The organism is Coleofasciculus chthonoplastes PCC 7420 (genome assembly GCF_000155555.1).
GTDB classification, from domain to species: domain Bacteria; phylum Cyanobacteriota; class Cyanobacteriia; order Cyanobacteriales; family Coleofasciculaceae; genus Coleofasciculus; species Coleofasciculus chthonoplastes_A.
On sequence record NZ_DS989841.1, the window covers coordinates 483,730 to 500,035 of the forward strand.

Here is a 16,306-nt window from a genome sequence, read left to right on the forward strand (position 1 = left end):
TCTAAATAAACAGGTTAATTGCCATGAATATCAGCACCCTATTGACTCCGGCACTCACCTCAACCCTGTTCGCTCCCCTAGCGTTAGGAGTGGCTTTTAACATACCCTCAGCCATTATCCCAGAATCCGCGATCGCACAAACCACTGAACGGGTGAATCCCCTAGAAGATCTCGATAGTCGCCAAAATGAGCGAGATTCACTCACGGGAACCCCTGGTAACAGTGGCTTTAATGTCTTTGATTTTATCCATCGCTCCCGTTTAGGCGTTGATTCTGAGGCGTTTAACAGCGAACTGGATCAAAACTTAGACAATGCCACGCAAGAGTTCCGACAGCTACAACGGGAACGGTTGAGAAATCAACCACAAGTTCAACCGAATTCCCCCTCTGTTCCCACCGGAGGTGCAACTCGATAAAACTGTCCTCACAACATTCCCTTTTGTAGAGACGTTCCGGCGGAACATCTCTACCAATCTATAGCAGTAGACACATCGATTAGGACTTTCGGCACCATTGTAGAGACGCGCCATGGCGCGTCTCTACTCTCCAGTTAAAAAAGGTGCAAAATCCTATGGTATAAGCTTTCTGCCCTTCTGCCTCCTGCCTTCTGCCTTCTGCCTTCTTGCACTAGCTCATGCTGGCTAGGATATCCTTAGCATGGGAATCGGTTTTCACCTTCTCATCAACATAAGTGATCGTCCCTTCACCGTTAATCACATAAGTGACGCGCTTGGAATAACCACCGCCTTCAACATCATAAGCTTTGGTAATCGTGCCATCCGGATCAGCGAGCAATTGGAAAGGCAAGCCATACTTCTCCTTAAATTGCTTATGGGATACCTCATCATCCATACTGACACCGAGAACAACCATATCTTTGCCTTGATATTCAGCGTAGTTGTCCCGGAAGCTTTGAGCTTCCTTGGTGCAACCTGGAGTATCGTCTTTGGGATAAAAATAGAGAACTACTGTTTTCCCCGCCAAGTCAGACAGGGAAACGGTATTCCCTGCATCATCTTTGGCGGTAAATGCCGGAGCTTTATCACCAATGCTTAAAGCCATAAGTCTTTTTCCCTGTGTTAACTACTTAACTATTCTTCATCCTACTACCTTCGGAACTTTGATTAAGTCTGGATGACCCGCATGGCATCCATTCACCACTCAAATCCACTCAATTGACTCGGTTTGCCCTCTCCTGTGAGGTTAAGATAAAAAGAAGCCTAAACCTAGAATTGACTAGCGTTTCCACCAGCTAATCCAGTTGTAATGACATCCATTTCCTCTGAAAAAGCCCAGTCGTTTCACTATCCAGAGCGAACAGTTAAACGCGCTAAACAAGCGTTGCGCTGTCTGCCCTTCCAGTTAACCTTGTACAAGGAGATGCGTTTGACCAGCGTTTCCCTGCTCGCGATCGCGACGCAAAAAGGAATAGAACAGGGCTATACTAAAAGTCCCTTATCCGAGTTGGCAGCCGAACGTGATTTACTGTGGTTGATTCAAGTCGGCGTTTTGCGGCGAGAAGTTGATGGTCAAGGTATTACCGACAGTTTTCGTCTCACACCCTTGGGTCGTCAACTGGTGGAAAAATGGGCAAGCCGAGGCGAGTCATTACCTCCGCCATCCCTTTGGGATCGCATCGCTCACGCCTGGAACCGTTGGTTACGATTGCCTATCTAAATTCATAGTCTAAGGGTTGCTTCTATTCGTTCTGATTACCCGATAACTCTTAACCCGCTTTATGAAATCGCTGATGGTGGTGGGAACAACCTCCCACGCAGGAAAATCCTTTATTACTACCGCCTTGTGCCGTATTCTTTCCCGGCGCGGTTGGCGTGTGGCTCCGTTTAAGGGACAAAATATGGCGCTCAACGCTTATGTCACCCTCAATGGCGGCGAAATTGGACATGCTCAAGCTGTGCAAGCTTGGGCAGCTAATGTTACGCCCTGTGTCGAAATGAACCCGATTTTACTTAAACCCCAGGGGGATATGACCTCTCAAGTCATTCTCATGGGTCAAGTGGCGGGTAAAGTCGGCGCGGCGGATTATTATGAACAGTACTTTGATCGGGGTTGGCAAGCGATTCAAGAGTCGCTGCGGCGTTTGAGTCATGAGTTTGATTTTGTCGTGTGTGAGGGTGCAGGGAGTCCAGCAGAAATTAATTTGAAGCACCGTGACTTAACCAATATGCGGGTAGCAAAGCATTTAAATGCACCAACGTTACTCGTAGTAGATATTGATCGCGGCGGCGCATTTGCTCATATTATCGGGACTCTAGAACTCTTAGAACCGGATGAGCGAGTCTTGATTAAAGGTATCGTGATTAATAAGTTTAGAGGACAGCGATCGCTCTTAGAATCGGGAATTACTTGGCTCGAAGAACGCACCGGAATTCCTGTCATTGGCGTGATTCCCTGGATTAATGAGATCTTTCCCGCTGAAGACTCTTTGGCATTACTGGATCGCTACAATAAGAGAAAACGGGATAGTGAATTAACGGTGGCGGTAATTCGTTTCCCTCGCATCTCTAATTTTACTGACTTTGACGCCCTCGAAGCGGAATCAACGGTTAACGTTAAATATTTAGCCCCAAATCAATCCCTGGGATACCCCGATGCCCTAATTTTGCCAGGGACAAAAACCACGATTAGCGACTTACTCGTACTCCACAAAACAGGTATGCTAGAAGAAATTAAAAACTATGCCGCTGCGGGGGGTACAGTGTTAGGGATTTGTGGGGGTTTTCAAATGCTGGGTCAAACCCTGCTAGATCCCGATGGCATTGAAGATGAACCGGGGCAATATCAAGGATTAGGATTATTACCGATCAAAACCATAATTACCGCCCGAAAAGTAGCACGTCAGCGTCTCGTAACCTCTAACTATCCCCAAGTCGGTTTACCTGTTTCGGGTTACGAAATCCATCAAGGGCGTTCTCGGCTGATTGACTCAGAAAGCACGGATAATAAATCTGCCTATCAACCCCTGTTTGATGACCCTGGTTTGGGGTTAGTCGATATCACTCAGTCCATTTGGGGAACCTATCTCCATGGTTTATTTGATAATGGTCCCTGGCGACGGGCGTGGTTGAATCAACTGCGACATCAACGCGGACTTCCGTCTTTGCCAACGGGTATTCCGGACTATCGAGAGCAGCGCGAAGTAGTGTTGAATTCTTTAGCAGATAGCGTAGAGGCTCATTTGGATTTAAGCACTATCATACCTAACTTGACGTGAGTTAATAGCAAACCTGTTCATGAGTGTTACCATTCGATTTTTACCCGATGATGTCACGATTAATGCAGAAGTGGGAGAACCGCTACTGCAAGTGGCTCAACGCGCTGGCGTTTTCATTCCCACAGGATGCCTGATGGGTTCCTGTCATGCTTGTGAGGTTGAGATTAACGACGGGGAAACGATTTGTGCCTGTATCTCGGCTGTACCACCGGGTCAGGAACAGCTTACGATTAATCTCTATAGTGATTCAACCTGGTAAGTTATTGGTCATTTATAGCGCTACGCGCTGAGCAATGGGCAATGGGCAACACCTCGGCTTCGCTCGGTGTTTCATAGGCTTTCTTTGAAGAAAAACGCTTACCTTAGAAGGGATTGAGCGATTTGATGTTTTCTGCCTTCTTGCATTAGAAAATACCCAGCCTGAGAGAGTCATTTCACTCCTGTGAATCACCATCAGGAGGATGCCATCCCCCACGAACCCAAAGGCGACGAGCTTTCACAATGGAACCATCATTATGAGAATCATCATTCAAATCCAACCGTTCACATGTGGCTCGACCCACAGAGGTTTTGCCAATGATTTTCAAACCATCCGCTGACCAAATGAAATGATCTGCCCATACCTGTATTCGTGGATTAAACAATTGAATTTCTTCTTGAGTAATTGGATCGATCCCTGTTACGAAATTGTAGCGATATCCATTACAACGCTGACAAGCTAAGGCTAGATTTCCTAAATCATCAGCCCCTCCCAATGAACGAGGCATAATATGGTCAATCGCAAAATTAGCAGCACTGGCTTCTTCTGAGGAGTGGCAATATTCACATAAATAGTTTGCCCTTTTCCGTACCTGTCGCTTAACATTATCATTCAACGTCATGATTCAGCGATAATACGGGCATTCAACAGGGTAAAGATACGATCTAATTCCAAAAGCCCACTGAGTTCAGCTTGTTCATCTTGATTAAGACTTACCTCTTTTTGGCGTTCAGAAAGCTCATTCAAACGAACTTGAAGGGCATCTGTGAATTTGAACAGATATAAATTGCGTACTCGCTGAATCTTAATGCCAGTTTCAACCCAGGATGAGGGTTGCACCATTGTTTGAGCAATCATTATGATCAGTGAATCTCTGTTTTCTTTGACTATGATACTAGCTTAACCTAAACTTTCCCCCTACAGATGGAGGTTTAACAGTAGAGCCAGCGTCAGTCCCAATACGGCTGCGGATACAGCATCTTCTAAAACGGTGATCACATCGAGTCCGAAAACGCTGTAACGCCGCTAAAATGATGGAATAGATTTACAGTAATCAACACCTCTGATCATGATTCGTCTGCCCACCCAATCCAATCCCCCAGATTCTCCCCGGCAAACTTTGCCGACCATGTATGATTTACCCAGTGATAATCCGGAGGACCCTGGATTGCCTGATGAGTTTCACTTTTTTCAACCCCTGCTACTCCTTTTAACCTTTCAACCAACTAATTGGAATTGGGAGGAGGTGTTTTCTGCCTGCGATTTGAATCTTTATTATGATGTTAATCATACTCACTGGTACAAGCGTCCCGATTGGTTTGGCGTTGTCGGAATTCCTCGCTTGTATGAACAGCGAGAGTTGCGTTTAAGTTATGTGATTTGGCAAGAGCAAATTAGTCCTTTTGTGGTAGTGGAGTTATTATCTCCGGGGACGGAAGATGAGGATTTTGGACGGACAATACCCCAAGCCGGAAGTCCACCGACAAAATGGCAGGTTTATGAAAAGATTTTGCGGGTACCGTACTATGTGATTTTTAGCCGCTATACCTTGGAACTGCAAATCTTTCATTTAGTTGAGGGGAAGTATCAACGGGTGAATTTAACCGATAATCGGTTGGTCATACCCGAATTAGGGTTAAGCTTGGGATTATGGTCAGGACGGTTTCGTGAGATTCGTGGGCAATGGTTGCGATGGATGACCCCTTCAGGCGAGTTGATTCCCACGGATAATGAACAGGCTGTATTTGCTGAACAACGGGCAATCGCCGCCGAAGAACGCGCTCAGCAGGAAGCTGAATTCGCTCGATTAGCCCAAGAACGCGCCCAGCAGGAAGCCCAACGCGCACAATTAGCTGAAGAACGCGCCCAACAGGAAGCCCAACGCGCACAATTAGCTGAAGAACAGGCACTTGCTGCTGAGGAACGCGCCCAGCAATTGGCGCAACGGTTGCGAGAATTAGGGATTGATCCAGATAATATATAGGGCAAGATTAGCTGTCATGCATTTAAATTGGGTGTGAGTAGCGAGCAAATTGGGTGTGAGTAGCGAGCAAGATGCAAAGCCTGCGGCATAGCTTCGCTAAACGCACTACGACGATTTCGCCGTTGATGAATTTAAGGTGGGTGGGCATATTGCCCACCCTACGGGATATTAATGGGGTTATGGCGGCTAAAAGGCTTCATAAAAATCCATGTTCTTGGCGAACACTGGTAAGTTAGTTATTATTGCTCGCTTTCGTTACTGCATTATGTCATCGACTGTATCCTCTACTTCTAGCCAAGCAATTCCGGTTGAGAAAATCCGTTATAACGATCAGGGGCTTGTCCCCGCCATTGTCCAGGATTATCTGGATGGTACGGTATTGATGATGGCGTGGATGAATCGAGAATCGTTGCAGAAAACCTTGGACACGGGGGAAACCTGGTTCTGGAGTCGATCGCGTCAAGAATTATGGCACAAAGGCGCAACATCGGGTCATTTGCAACATGTGCGATCGCTCCGTTATGACTGTGATAGTGATACGCTGCTGATTGGTGTGGAACAGGTGGGGGATATTGCTTGTCATACCGGGGAACGCAGTTGTTTTCATCAGGTGGATGGGATAAAAGCTGCACCGCCTGCTGATACCTTGTCTCAGGTGTTTGAGGTGATTTGCGATCGCAGAGATAATCCTACCCCTGAATCCTATACCTGTAAGCTATTTAAGGGTGGGGATAATAAGATTCTTAAAAAGATTGGTGAAGAAGCCGCCGAGGTGGTAATGGCGTGCAAGGATGATGAGAAAGATGCGATCGCCTCAGAAGCGGCGGATTTGTTTTATCACACGTTGGTAGCATTGGCACATCACCAGGTTGATGTGCGGGACGTTTATCGCAAGTTACAGGAAAGACGGCGGTAAATAGCCGATAAAAACGGATGGGGATTTCCGCCGATTTTGTTCAAATTAATAACACCGGAAGGCTAAGAGTTAATCATGACATCCTTGTTTTTTAAAGGATTTATTCGGGATATTCGGTATAATCCCCAGTTCCGTTCTAAGCTGCAAGTTTATCCGCTTAATTCCTTTGATATTAATACAGCCTCCTCTTCTGGCATTATCGAATTAGATAGTCCAGAAAATACATTAGCCTTCTCAAAATGGGTTTCTCCTAAAAGAACTCGGTCTTATCCTTTTTCCAGAATCTACAATACCTATTACTTAAATACTAAAAAAGTTACGATCATTCCAATTATTAAGGATGAAGGACTGGCTGGTGATCATGATCGGATTAACTTTATTACCTTTTCTTGGATGAGTTTGTTAAATGTCTACATTATCTTGGCTTGGTATGAAAATGCTGAAAAGGTTAAGGCAAACTCAGATAAGCTAACCAAACAAAAATTCAATCCTGCTTACGTTAGAGAAAAAATTAACGAAATAGCTAACTATCAATTAACAGCGTTACACTGGAACACGACTCATTTTCAAAATGACTTTAACGATATCTATAGAACCGCTGTCAATCGGTATCAAGTGATCTCGCAAAATCAAGGCGTTCCAGTGCGAAGCCAAAATAATCAACTGGCTGTCCTGGAACAGTTTAATGTGAACAACGATTTCAGTCTAGAAAAGTTCAAAGATTATACCCTGCCCAAATCTCTCAAAGCTGCTCAACGAGAAGTCCTAACCAGGCATGAGTTGGAATATTTAGCAGACGGAGATAAAGGAATATTTGAAATTTCTAATTATTTAGGCGGACAGTATTATCTCACAGTCGATGAAGTTTATCAAGAGGATAATAGGTACATTCTACAAGAATCAAAAAATAGTCGCGAAAAATTGCCCACGTTAGCAGATATTAAAGATGGATTATTTAAACTCATCTTGTTTGCCAACTTAGAAAAACTCTTGATTGATGATTCTGAAATTAACTTCCTCGTGTGTCTAAAAATAACGGGACATATCATCGGTTCCTTATCACTGCCAACGACTAATGATTTTATCCACGAATTTTGCCAAAGCAATCGATTTAGTCCTGTACAAGTAAGAACTATTATGACACTCGCTCAAGAGTGTACAGTTAATCCTAAACTATCTATCCTGATTGATTCATCTAGCTAAAATGAGCAAAAGTCCACTTCGATATCCGGGCGGAAAATCAAAGGCATTAGACAAAATATTGCCCTATATTCCTTGGGATATCCAAGAATTTAGAGAGCCATTTGTCGGTGGGGGTTCAGTATTTTTAAAGGTAAAAGCCAGTAGAGCTTTATTTCCTATACATTACTGGATTAATGATTTAAATTATGATTTATGCTGCTTCTGGAAAATTGCCAAAGAAAACAATCATAAACTCATTGAAACTATCCGCAATATGCAAGTTACCTATCCAGAAGGTAGGCAGCTATATAATTTGCTCACGGTCAAAAATCATAAGTTATCTGAATTAGAACTGGCTGCACGTTTTTTTATATTGAATAGAATTACCTTTTCCGGAACAGTGGATTCAGGAGGGTATTCTCAGAAAGCCTTTGAACAGAGATTTACAGAATCATCGATAGAGAGACTGATCCATGTAGCACCGTGTCTTGAATCAGTGACGATTACCCATGGAGATTATGAACAACTCATTGAGCAAGATGGCAACAATGTATTTATCTTTCTTGATCCTCCTTACTATCAAGCAAAAAAGTCTAAATTATACGGTGTGAAAGGTCACTTACACACCTCCTTTGACCATCAGCGATTTGCTAATATTATGAAGGATTGTCAGCACAGATGGTTGATTACTTATGATGATTCATCTGAAATTAGAGACCTCTTTGGTTTTGCTAAAATTATAGAATGGGAGTTGCAGTATGGCATGAATAATTACAAAAAGAAAACGGCGGCAAAAGGTCATGAGTTATTTATCAAAAATTACTAAATTCAGGATTGGCGATGTATTGTTCTATACGGGCATAGCGTAAATTATCCTCTAGTTTTTCAGCACCGTAGTGACGCAAGACTTGCCTTTGAGCCAGTAACTGACCAAATTCATACTTATCAATCTGGGCGAGTTCTCTAGCCTTAGCGAAGGATAGGAGTTTTTCAGTATAAAGGGCAACCGCAAATTTACATAATAATTCTTGCTCAATCCTTTGTTCAGGTAAGCGAATTGCACGGAGTACGGAGTCAGGAATCGATAACTGAAGGCTCATTCTTTCTTTCCTTTTCTCAGCTATTAACACATCTCTCATTGATGTGCTAGTCGAGTACACTCTCGAAGGCGTAGATCCTGGCAAATTGTTCTCTGGCGCTAAGTTGGCTTTCAACGGTGATGGCAATCCAGACGGAGGTTTTGTCACAGGTGTTACTGAGCAATTCACGGAATCGATCGCATTGGTACAGATGTCAGGCGTCAGCAACCTAGAGCGGGTAACGGTTACAGGGACTCAGAGATTACGGCGCGATCGCCCGCTGCATTTGAATAGTTAGGCTTCACGCCTTCTTGAGAAATGGAACTAAGTGCATCATGTAATCCCGTTTGCCAATGGGTACACCAGCCATGCGAAGAATGTCGTAAGCCGTAACCAGATGGAAGTAGAAGTTTGGAATTAGAAAGTCGTTCACATAGGCGCGACCAGACATTTCGATGTAAAGATCCTGACCGAGATCGATGCATATCAACTCACTTAGCTTTTCATCTTCGACGTTAATGCCCAAAAGAAGTCCCTTGGTATTCGCTATGTGTTCGTATGCTTGTGCAAGAAATGTGACTTCTGGATCTAGATTATCCATCGGTTTGCCGTTACACCATAAAGCAAAGTTGCGTGGTTGATTGCAGGTGAAAGCAACCTGTGTACCGAAGGGAAGCATATCAGTCGCAATACGCTTCTGAAGAAACGACTCACTATCACTGAAATGAGTCTGAGCTGACTTTAGGAGGTGTTCGAGAGTTGTTAGACGGCTTTGGAAGATAGTTTTGATTGAATCTATATTTTGACTTGGCATTTTGCGATCTCTTAAGACTTATTTCATGTAGTCTAAGTGTATACGGAAAACCCAAAAATGCATACCTATCATGACACCATCCACGATAGAACGGGGAATAAAGTTGTGTAATATGCGGCGATTCTTTACCCGGGTTCCTACCAGTCATATTCCGGAGGAGAAATTGAAGCGCTTCCAGCCTATCCTGGAAATGAGGCTAAACTACAGCAGCACCTATATCCTGTGTTAGAGAATGCCCTCACGGTTGTGTAATCGCCTAAACTTATGAGCCTGGATGTCATTGTTATTGGTAGCGGAATTGGTGGATTGACAGCGGGTGCTTTACTCGCCCGTTATGGCAAACGGGTGCTAGTCTGTGAAAGCCATGCTATTCCCGGCGGTGCGGCGCATAGTTTCCACAGACAGGGGTTTGAGTTTGATTCGGGTCCTTCGTTTTATTGTGGATTAAGTCAGCAACGCCCCAGTCTTAACCCATTACGGCAAGTTTTGGATGTTCTGGGCGAGTCGTTACAAACGGTTCCTTATGACCCCTTAGGACATTACCATTTTCCGGACGCCACGTTACCTGTGTACAGTGACGCCCAACGGTATCGAGAAGCTGTAGCCGAGATTACACCTCAAGGCGCGAAAGAATTAGCACAATTTGAAAAACGCCTGCTTTCTCTCTATGAAGGGTTGCGAGAGATTCCCACAATTGCTTTACGATCCGATTGGCAAGTGATTCCAGTTTTAGTGGGACGTTATTTACCCTCACTCTTAAAATTACTGCCCCATCTGGGACTTGTCCAGAATTCTGTGGGTAAAGTGATGGATGAAACCGTGCGTGATCCCTGGGTGCGGCGGCTGATTGATGTGGAATGCTTTCTGTTATCGGGATTAAAAGCACAGGGAACGATCGCGCCTGAGGTAGCTTTTATGTTAGGGGAACGTTCCCGTGCGGGTGTGGAGTACCCAGTAGGGGGAAGTCGGGCGATTGTGGAGGCGTTGGTGCGCGGGCTAGAACGCTGGGGGGGTGAGTTGCGCCTAAATGCCCATGTTGACCAAATTGTAGTCCAAGGGGGGAAAGCCGTTGGGGTACAGTTGCAACGGGGAGAGGTGGTAAACGCCCCGGTGGTGATTTCTAATGCCACAATTTGGGATACTTACAGTCAGTTATTGCGCCCAGAAGATTTACCCAAAGCGTATCGGAAACAGTCTCTAGACACCCCAGCCGTCGAGAGTTTCATGCACCTACATTTAGGGATTCGGGCGGAGGGGTTAGACGGGTTGACGGGACATCATGTTGTGGTTCACGATGGCAATCGAGATATTACCGAACCGGGTAATACTTGCATGATTTCCATTCCTTCGGTATGGGATGCTAATCTCGCCCCAACGGATCATCATGTAATTCATGCCTATACCTTAGAACCTTACCAGGGTTGGCAACGGGATGATAGATATAAGGAGAAGAAAAAAGCGCGATCGCAATCTTTATTCCGGGCGTTAGAACGGGTTATTCCGGATATTCGAGAACGGATTACTTTAGAACTGATTGGTACGCCACTGACTCATTCCTATTATTTACGTCGCTATCAAGGCACCTATGGTCCTGGGATTCCGGCTGGTAAAGCTATGTTTCCCAGTTGTCACACACCGATTCCAGGATTGTATCGGGTGGGGGATAGTACAATGCCAGGAATAGGTGTTCCAGCCGTGGCGGGTTCGGGTATTCTTTGCGCCAATACATTGGTGACACCCTCACAAACCGCTGAGGTATTGGCAGATCTGGGTAAGCAGGGGTAATCATGCGATCGCTCAATTGACTAACAGTATTCTAAGTAGGTCGGTGTCAATAAAGCTATCTATAGTAAGTTTAATGGCACTGACTTAAGCTGGGTTCGTAGTAGGCACTTTAGTGCCAGAAGCGCTAAAGCGCTTACTACAAACTCTAAAGTCAGTGGCATTCATATTAAGTTATGTAAATAAACCTCAAACCCTTACGAATGACGAATGACAAATGACGAATGACGAATGACGATCACCACCGTTAACTTTAATTGTCCCCACCTACTTATACTAAATGACCTGATGAGATAAAAAACCCAATCAGGAATCCTAAAATTGTGGAGAAAACCACGGAACTGCCTCCCAATTCATAAGCTTCCGGCATCATTGTACTAGCAACCATGGCTAAGATTGCGCCGCCCGAAATAGCCTGTGCGATCGCGACAACGACCTCAGATGTATTATTTTGTAAAAAATAACCCCCAATGGCACATAAACCGCTGAGAATCACCACACCTATCCATAATCCTAAAATCTGACTCGTTTTCGTTCCCGCTTGTTTCATTCCTGTGGCGCTGGATAAGGCTTCGGGAAAATTAGAAATAAATACCGCCAATAAAAAAGACCAGCCCAAATCGCTATTGCCGGAATTCATGCCAATTACCGCCGCTTCTGGGATATTATCAATTAATGTACCCACCAGAATAGCAAACGATGTAGACTGTTTCACTAAATTTTCTAGGGTCATTTGATCGTCCCGGAGTAACAGATCCAGTTCAACTTGATCCATAACCTGCTGTCGCCACCGATCTAAACGATGTTCCACAACCATGCGTGATTCCGTAGCGACTTGCAGTCGTCGGGCTAAGGCGCGACTCAGTGACCAAGCCAGATGGGGCGACCAGGTTAGCATGGTGTTGAAATGTTCCTGGTGTAACTGATACAATTCCATTTGGGTGCGAGCAACCACGGTGGCAGATCGCGGTTCTCCAGTCAGGAGTGCCATCTCACCAAAAACTTCTCCAGGTCCCATCGTACCGAGAACTTTTCTACCCTTGCGGACTTCGGCTTCACCGTCAACAATCATATAGAAATAGTCACCAGGGGTTCCGTCTTCACAGAGTACGTCTCCAGGGTTGGCGTGAATGGGATTGAGAAACAGGGCAACTCTCTGCCGTTCCTTCGGTGGTAGGTTTTGCATCACCTCAATATGGGCGATGCGATTAAGGATATCCGTCACCTGATCAGCACCATGTTCAACCAGGTAGCGGCGACTGGATGCTGGTTTACGCAAGAATCCGCCATGTTGGTCAATATAGGATGTCAGTCCGGTAAATAACATCCCTCCTGCCATAAACCCAATTAACAGGGGGACAAAGCCACTGTGACGATAGACCGGAATCGTGATTTCAAACGCGATCGCAGACAGTAGTGTACCACTGCCAAATGCCATAATCGTCGCAGATAAGTGGCGACTCGGTTGCCAAAAGACTCCCACTGATGCGCCCAAGGCTAAACTAGACGCGCCCAGAATTCCTTGAAAAAAGGCTGCCGTTGGCATAGGTGGCTTACGTTTTTAGGTCAGTTTTCATCCTATCGGAGAAAGGGCATCAAAGGATGTGGGATTGTCTACAAACGTTAAACTGAGGACAGGGGTATAACCAATTGATTTCTCTTTCAGGCATCAGATAACAATGATTGAACTCCTAGCCGTACTTTCGGTAGCAGCAGCAGTAGGAATGAGGATTGCTTTGCCTTTATTGGTGATTGGCTTGTTGCAAAGCGATAACCTCTGGAATGAAATTCCCCTGCTGTCTCGCATTCATCCCTCAGTTTTAGTCGGTATTTTGACCACCTTCTCGTTATTTGAATTATTTGCCTCAAAGAAGTTGCTGGGACAGCGCATCTTGCAAGTTGTCCAACTCTTGTTTAGTCCTGGGGTTGGCGCGATTATGGGTATTGCTGTCGCCCAGTTTGTTAACGCCCCTGTGGAAATTATTTGGATTGCTGGGATAGTTAGTGGGTTATTGGCTTTTGTCCTGCAATTGGTACAAGTTGGCTGGTTTTTCCGCTTACGTGGTTTACCGTTATGGGTGGTTTTTTGTCAAGATGTTTTATGTGTGGCGTTGGTTATTTTTGCCTTTGATGCACCTCAACAAGGTGGATTGATTGCCCTGTTGTTGTTGTGGATAGCGATTCGTAGTTCTCAACAATGGCGTCGTTTATATGGTAGGAGTGATCGTTCGCGGCGATATCGGCAGGTTTTGTAGTTTGATTTGGGGTTATATTATATGTTTGGGTATCGGAGTTATTTTTTTTAACGCAGAGGTACGCAGAGGTTAACGCAGAGGTACGCAGAGGACGTTAGAGGATTTAGACAAAATTTTTATAGACTCGGATTTTTATGTAGGGTGGGCAAGTCTTATAAACATTGAAGCTTTTATTCTCGTTTGTTGTTCTTGCCCACCACAGGATAACTATCACGCCTTACTCTATCCAGAATTCTAGAGACTGTTTCAGCGTCAGGAGATTGCAGGCGCTGCAAGATATCTAGGGCTTGCTGTAAGTAGTTGAGGGCGGTTTCAATTTCTCCTTTTTTATCGGCTAGTAGTTGTCCTAGCATGGCTAAGGTTGTGGCTTGATTTTGAACATCACCAATGCGTTGAGTTAAGTCTAAAGATTGCTGTAAAAGGGTGATGGCTTCTTCGACTTCTTCCTGTTGGGCATAGATAAATGCCAGATTGTTTAATGTTGCTGCTTCACCTTGCACATCACCTATGCGCTGTGTAAGGTTTAAGGATTTTTGATAAAGGGTGATTGCTGTATCGATGTCTCCCTGATGGGCGTGGATATACGCCAGTTGGTGTAATATCGCCGCTTCTCCTTTGACATTGCCTATACGCTGTTGGAGTTCTAACGATCGCTGAAAAAGAGCGATCGCTTCTTCTATTTCCTCTGTATAAACATAAGTACCTGCTAAATTGCTTAATGTTGCGGCTTCTCCTTGGACATCGCCTAGACGCCGTTGAATTTCTAACGATTGCTGAAAAAGAGCGATCGCTCTTTTTATTTTACCTTGTTGGACATCGATGGCTGCCAAATTGTTTAATGTCGCGGCTTCTCCTTGTACGTTACCAACTCGCCGTTGGAGTTCTAACGATTGTTTAAAAAGAGCGATCGCTTTTTCTATTTTACCCTGTTGGATGTAAATATTTGCTAAACCATTCAATGTTACGGCTTCTGCTTGGACATCGCCTAGACGCCGTTGAATTTCTAACGATTTCTGAAAAAGAGCGATCGCATCCTGAAATCTTCCCTGATTAAGCTTAATTATTCCTAATTCATGCCAGCTATTTGCCTTGAGGGTTGCTAAATTATCATGATCATTTGCTAATTCTAAGGCTTGTTCCAAATGTTCCCTAGCTTTGGCAACCTCTCCCTGACTAGAATAGGCTTGTCCTAACTGAATCAAAATATTAATGCGTGTTTTAAGATTTGCGCCTGTGTCTGAATAACCTGAAGGGGAATATTCCATTAACAAACGCTGGAGTAAATCAATTCGTTCTTACTTTTCCGATAATTCCAAACTTCCCAGCATTCTATCTGAACCTATAGTTTGCTGGATCGCCTCATCTCTGGTTAATTGTCCCGTTTCAAAATGAAACACTTTTCTCCCCCACGCCCAAAAATCCGGGGCATATTTCGCCAGTCGAGTTATCGCATAATCGGGTAAAACGAACAAAAGAGGATGAGGTACACTAGCGGTAAAGGCATCGCGCACGAAATTAAGGTCTTGCAGTACGGGCGGATAGTCCCCCGACATACCAATTGATTTCTCTAGACCAATAATAATTAGAACTAATTTTTTAGTCTCATCTCTTGGGATTTTATTTAATTCCTCAACAATCACATCCCGCACAAACCGCAAATTGGGATCAGATAAGTTCAAAACCTCAAACTGAATATCCTGACATTGAGGATGAGTCGTGATAATCTCAATTAAACACTCTCTATCTTTAGCAAAATTAACCTCAACAAAGCCAATGGTTAATTTCTTATCCACAAAATCTACAAACGTTACCAGTTCAGCCAAGGACTGCTGATTCCGGTCAATAAAAACATCTCGTTCATCTCGTTCTGACATCTCTTTAGGGAGTGCTATACTTGGCTTGAGCGAGTTTAAGGGCATCTTTAAATGCATTACTGTGCTTCAAAACAGGATTAATATAATTCCAGAGCTTGACAAAAGCATCATCCAACAACAGATTAATATCCGCTTGTAAGCGACCAATATCTTTTTGCAAGGTTTGGCGAATCGTCTTTTTCTGCTTATCCGCCCCTTTTATTTGCGCTTGTAGCTTTGCCAATAGCTTAGAAATAAACGGGATTTCATAACCTGCTTCCGCTGTAGCACTGACACTCACGGATTTCTCCACCGTTTCCTCAGTTTCTTTGGTGATTTGCTTAAACCAAGACTCAAAATTATGCAGCAATTGCGTATCAAACTTTGCCCCTAATTTATAGAGTTCATCAGCCACCTTTTTAGTAATGATCAGGTATAAATCCGTATAGTCGGCATCATTAATATCCAATTCAGCATCCGCTTCTAAATAAATCACCCGATATTCCGCGTCCCATCGGTGCTGAATCCGTCGCAGTTCGGTACTCTTACCACATCCCCGATGTCCGGTAAATAAAATTGAGCTAAATTCAGCAGGTTCAAGAAAGTCTAAACGGGCGCTAACGCCTTCAATCGCTTCCGTATTCCGTACTGCTGACAAATCCACATAATATCGTTCCACATCTGGACCCAGCAGGGGACCCACATCACAAGCCCGAAAAGCTGCTTTCAGGGTGGTAGCGCGGTTGGGAGGGAGTGAAGTCATTGGGTGAATTGAATTAGAATTACGCCCGGAAATGTAGGGTAGCACCGACGTGCGCCCGATTCAATGGTCAAATCTATTCCACCATTTTAGCTGTGCCACGCCACTAGCTTGAGTCAGTGATATTGATTTTGAGGTAAGGTTAGAAATCAGATGGCAACGGGAGAGCAATAGGCAAAGGACGTTC

The 16,306-nt window shown here is 44.5% G+C and carries 20 protein-coding genes and 1 pseudogene; 12 read left to right on the plus strand and 9 right to left on the minus strand.

The features are described from left to right. Positions 1-23: 23 nt before the first annotated feature. A complete protein-coding gene (locus MC7420_RS02020; protein ID WP_006098027.1) occupies positions 24-416 on the plus strand; it encodes a hypothetical protein in 393 nt (130 codons plus the stop codon). A gap of 211 nt (positions 417-627) precedes the next feature. On the opposite strand, the gene MC7420_RS02025 is transcribed toward MC7420_RS02020, so the two are convergent. Next, complete coding sequence (locus tag MC7420_RS02025) at positions 628-1,062, minus strand: peroxiredoxin (protein WP_006098233.1); 435 nt, start codon at positions 1,060-1,062, stop codon at positions 628-630. 204 nt (positions 1,063-1,266) lie between these two features. Between MC7420_RS02025 and MC7420_RS02030 the strand changes: the two genes are divergently transcribed. The 3 genes from MC7420_RS02030 to MC7420_RS02040 all read left to right on the plus strand — a co-directional run bounded on the left by MC7420_RS02030 (position 1,267) and on the right by MC7420_RS02040 (position 3,494). Continuing rightward, positions 1,267-1,677 (plus strand): Npun_F0494 family protein, encoded by a 411-nt coding sequence (locus tag MC7420_RS02030; protein ID WP_006097838.1) that lies wholly within the window; start codon positions 1,267-1,269, stop codon positions 1,675-1,677. Between the two features lie 61 nt (positions 1,678-1,738). Then, positions 1,739-3,235: a cobyric acid synthase CobQ gene (gene cobQ, locus MC7420_RS02035; RefSeq protein ID WP_006097991.1), complete on the plus strand. Its 1,497-nt coding sequence runs from the start codon at positions 1,739-1,741 to the stop codon at positions 3,233-3,235. Positions 3,236-3,254: 19 nt separating this feature from the next. Then, the gene (locus tag MC7420_RS02040) at positions 3,255-3,494 is read left to right on the plus strand and encodes a 2Fe-2S iron-sulfur cluster-binding protein (protein WP_006098167.1); all 240 of its coding nucleotides are present in this window, start codon (positions 3,255-3,257) and stop codon (positions 3,492-3,494) included. A 175-nt stretch (positions 3,495-3,669) separates the two neighbouring features. Here MC7420_RS02040 and MC7420_RS02045 read toward each other — a convergent pair whose 3' ends face one another. Together MC7420_RS02045 and MC7420_RS02050 are read right to left on the minus strand one after the other, a co-directional pair. Beyond that, positions 3,670-4,116 carry an HNH endonuclease gene (locus MC7420_RS02045; protein WP_006098080.1) on the minus strand — a complete coding sequence of 149 codons (447 nt, stop codon included), beginning with the start codon at positions 4,114-4,116 and terminating at the stop codon, positions 3,670-3,672. Next, complete coding sequence (locus tag MC7420_RS02050; protein ID WP_044204315.1) at positions 4,113-4,352, minus strand: hypothetical protein; 240 nt, start codon at positions 4,350-4,352, stop codon at positions 4,113-4,115. The genes MC7420_RS02045 and MC7420_RS02050 overlap by 4 nt, the downstream gene beginning before the upstream one ends. A 211-nt stretch (positions 4,353-4,563) precedes the next feature. On the opposite strand from MC7420_RS02050, the gene MC7420_RS02055 reads away from it, so the two are divergent. From MC7420_RS02055 to MC7420_RS02070, 4 genes are all read left to right on the plus strand, one after another. Further along, positions 4,564-5,478, plus strand: a complete 915-nt coding sequence (locus tag MC7420_RS02055) for a Uma2 family endonuclease (protein ID WP_006098055.1) — start codon at positions 4,564-4,566, stop codon at positions 5,476-5,478. A gap of 265 nt (positions 5,479-5,743) precedes the next feature. After that, entirely contained in the window at positions 5,744-6,394 is a 651-nt protein-coding gene (gene hisIE / locus MC7420_RS02060) for a bifunctional phosphoribosyl-AMP cyclohydrolase/phosphoribosyl-ATP diphosphatase HisIE (protein ID WP_044204503.1), read from the plus strand. A gap of 75 nt (positions 6,395-6,469) precedes the next feature. Beyond that, positions 6,470-7,597, plus strand: coding sequence for a hypothetical protein (locus tag MC7420_RS02065; RefSeq protein WP_006098024.1), 1,128 nt, complete (start codon positions 6,470-6,472; stop codon positions 7,595-7,597). A gap of 1 nt (position 7,598) precedes the next feature. Then, the gene (locus MC7420_RS02070; protein ID WP_044204318.1) at positions 7,599-8,402 is read left to right on the plus strand and encodes a DNA adenine methylase; all 804 of its coding nucleotides are present in this window, start codon (positions 7,599-7,601) and stop codon (positions 8,400-8,402) included. Here MC7420_RS02070 and MC7420_RS02075 read toward each other — a convergent pair. Further along, positions 8,389-8,676 carry a UPF0175 family protein gene (locus MC7420_RS02075; RefSeq protein WP_006097967.1) on the minus strand — a complete coding sequence of 96 codons (288 nt, stop codon included), beginning with the start codon at positions 8,674-8,676 and terminating at the stop codon, positions 8,389-8,391. The two genes, MC7420_RS02070 and MC7420_RS02075, sit on opposite strands and share 14 nt — an antisense overlap. A gap of 43 nt (positions 8,677-8,719) precedes the next feature. Here MC7420_RS02075 and MC7420_RS38965 point away from each other — a divergent pair, with 43 nt between their 5' ends. Beyond that, positions 8,720-8,953: a hypothetical protein gene (locus tag MC7420_RS38965; protein WP_157452987.1), complete on the plus strand. Its 234-nt coding sequence runs from the start codon at positions 8,720-8,722 to the stop codon at positions 8,951-8,953. A 3-nt stretch (positions 8,954-8,956) separates the two neighbouring features. Here MC7420_RS38965 and MC7420_RS02080 read toward each other — a convergent pair whose 3' ends face one another. After that, positions 8,957-9,469 (minus strand): DUF1993 domain-containing protein, encoded by a 513-nt coding sequence (locus tag MC7420_RS02080; RefSeq protein WP_044204319.1) that lies wholly within the window; start codon positions 9,467-9,469, stop codon positions 8,957-8,959. Between the two features lie 70 nt (positions 9,470-9,539). Between MC7420_RS02080 and MC7420_RS38970 the strand changes: the two genes are divergently transcribed. Together MC7420_RS38970 and MC7420_RS02085 are read left to right on the plus strand one after the other, a co-directional pair. Continuing rightward, complete coding sequence (locus MC7420_RS38970) at positions 9,540-9,698, plus strand: hypothetical protein (RefSeq protein ID WP_006098123.1); 159 nt, start codon at positions 9,540-9,542, stop codon at positions 9,696-9,698. A 35-nt stretch (positions 9,699-9,733) separates the two neighbouring features. Continuing rightward, a complete protein-coding gene (locus tag MC7420_RS02085) occupies positions 9,734-11,254 on the plus strand; it encodes a phytoene desaturase family protein (protein ID WP_006098207.1) in 1,521 nt (506 codons plus the stop codon). 268 nt (positions 11,255-11,522) lie between these two features. Here the strand turns inward: MC7420_RS02085 and MC7420_RS02090 are convergent, their stop codons facing one another. Then, the gene (locus MC7420_RS02090) at positions 11,523-12,797 is read right to left on the minus strand and encodes a cyclic nucleotide-binding domain-containing protein (RefSeq protein ID WP_006097965.1); all 1,275 of its coding nucleotides are present in this window, start codon (positions 12,795-12,797) and stop codon (positions 11,523-11,525) included. A gap of 133 nt (positions 12,798-12,930) precedes the next feature. Between MC7420_RS02090 and MC7420_RS02095 the strand changes: the two genes are divergently transcribed. Further along, positions 12,931-13,506: a DUF4126 domain-containing protein gene (locus MC7420_RS02095; RefSeq protein WP_006097913.1), complete on the plus strand. Its 576-nt coding sequence runs from the start codon at positions 12,931-12,933 to the stop codon at positions 13,504-13,506. Between the two features lie 170 nt (positions 13,507-13,676). Here the strand turns inward: MC7420_RS02095 and MC7420_RS02100 are convergent, their stop codons facing one another. The 3 genes and pseudogenes from MC7420_RS02100 to MC7420_RS02110 form a co-directional block, all read right to left on the minus strand. Beyond that, positions 13,677-14,771: a tetratricopeptide repeat protein gene (locus tag MC7420_RS02100; RefSeq protein ID WP_006097998.1), complete on the minus strand. Its 1,095-nt coding sequence runs from the start codon at positions 14,769-14,771 to the stop codon at positions 13,677-13,679. A gap of 30 nt (positions 14,772-14,801) precedes the next feature. Beyond that, positions 14,802-15,380 (minus strand): hypothetical protein, encoded by a 579-nt coding sequence (locus MC7420_RS02105; protein ID WP_006098234.1) that lies wholly within the window; start codon positions 15,378-15,380, stop codon positions 14,802-14,804. 91 nt (positions 15,381-15,471) lie between these two features. Continuing rightward, positions 15,472-16,122: pseudogene (locus tag MC7420_RS02110) on the minus strand (ATP-binding protein); the annotation flags it as partial. Positions 16,123-16,306 lie beyond the last annotated feature (184 nt).

Excerpts from the sequence above, each read along its gene's own strand:
- MC7420_RS02020 (WP_006098027.1), top strand. The coding sequence starts at position 24 with ATGAATATCAGCACCCTATTGACTCCGGCACTCACCTCAACCCTGTTC.
- MC7420_RS02025 (WP_006098233.1), bottom strand. The coding sequence starts at position 1,062 with ATGGCTTTAAGCATTGGTGATAAAGCTCCGGCATTTACCGCCAAAGAT.
- MC7420_RS02030 (WP_006097838.1), top strand. The coding sequence starts at position 1,267 with ATGACATCCATTTCCTCTGAAAAAGCCCAGTCGTTTCACTATCCAGAG.
- cobQ (WP_006097991.1), top strand. The coding sequence starts at position 1,739 with ATGAAATCGCTGATGGTGGTGGGAACAACCTCCCACGCAGGAAAATCC.
- MC7420_RS02040 (WP_006098167.1), top strand. The coding sequence starts at position 3,255 with ATGAGTGTTACCATTCGATTTTTACCCGATGATGTCACGATTAATGCA.
- MC7420_RS02045 (WP_006098080.1), bottom strand. The coding sequence starts at position 4,116 with ATGACGTTGAATGATAATGTTAAGCGACAGGTACGGAAAAGGGCAAAC.
- MC7420_RS02050 (WP_044204315.1), bottom strand. The coding sequence starts at position 4,352 with ATGATTGCTCAAACAATGGTGCAACCCTCATCCTGGGTTGAAACTGGC.
- MC7420_RS02055 (WP_006098055.1), top strand. The coding sequence starts at position 4,564 with ATGATTCGTCTGCCCACCCAATCCAATCCCCCAGATTCTCCCCGGCAA.
- hisIE (WP_044204503.1), top strand. The coding sequence starts at position 5,744 with ATGTCATCGACTGTATCCTCTACTTCTAGCCAAGCAATTCCGGTTGAG.
- MC7420_RS02065 (WP_006098024.1), top strand. The coding sequence starts at position 6,470 with ATGACATCCTTGTTTTTTAAAGGATTTATTCGGGATATTCGGTATAAT.
- MC7420_RS02070 (WP_044204318.1), top strand. The coding sequence starts at position 7,599 with ATGAGCAAAAGTCCACTTCGATATCCGGGCGGAAAATCAAAGGCATTA.
- MC7420_RS02075 (WP_006097967.1), bottom strand. The coding sequence starts at position 8,676 with ATGAGCCTTCAGTTATCGATTCCTGACTCCGTACTCCGTGCAATTCGC.
- MC7420_RS02080 (WP_044204319.1), bottom strand. The coding sequence starts at position 9,469 with ATGCCAAGTCAAAATATAGATTCAATCAAAACTATCTTCCAAAGCCGT.
- MC7420_RS38970 (WP_006098123.1), top strand. The coding sequence starts at position 9,540 with ATGACACCATCCACGATAGAACGGGGAATAAAGTTGTGTAATATGCGG.
- MC7420_RS02085 (WP_006098207.1), top strand. The coding sequence starts at position 9,734 with ATGAGCCTGGATGTCATTGTTATTGGTAGCGGAATTGGTGGATTGACA.
- MC7420_RS02090 (WP_006097965.1), bottom strand. The coding sequence starts at position 12,797 with ATGCCAACGGCAGCCTTTTTTCAAGGAATTCTGGGCGCGTCTAGTTTA.
- MC7420_RS02095 (WP_006097913.1), top strand. The coding sequence starts at position 12,931 with ATGATTGAACTCCTAGCCGTACTTTCGGTAGCAGCAGCAGTAGGAATG.
- MC7420_RS02100 (WP_006097998.1), bottom strand. The coding sequence starts at position 14,771 with ATGGAATATTCCCCTTCAGGTTATTCAGACACAGGCGCAAATCTTAAA.
- MC7420_RS02105 (WP_006098234.1), bottom strand. The coding sequence starts at position 15,380 with ATGTCAGAACGAGATGAACGAGATGTTTTTATTGACCGGAATCAGCAG.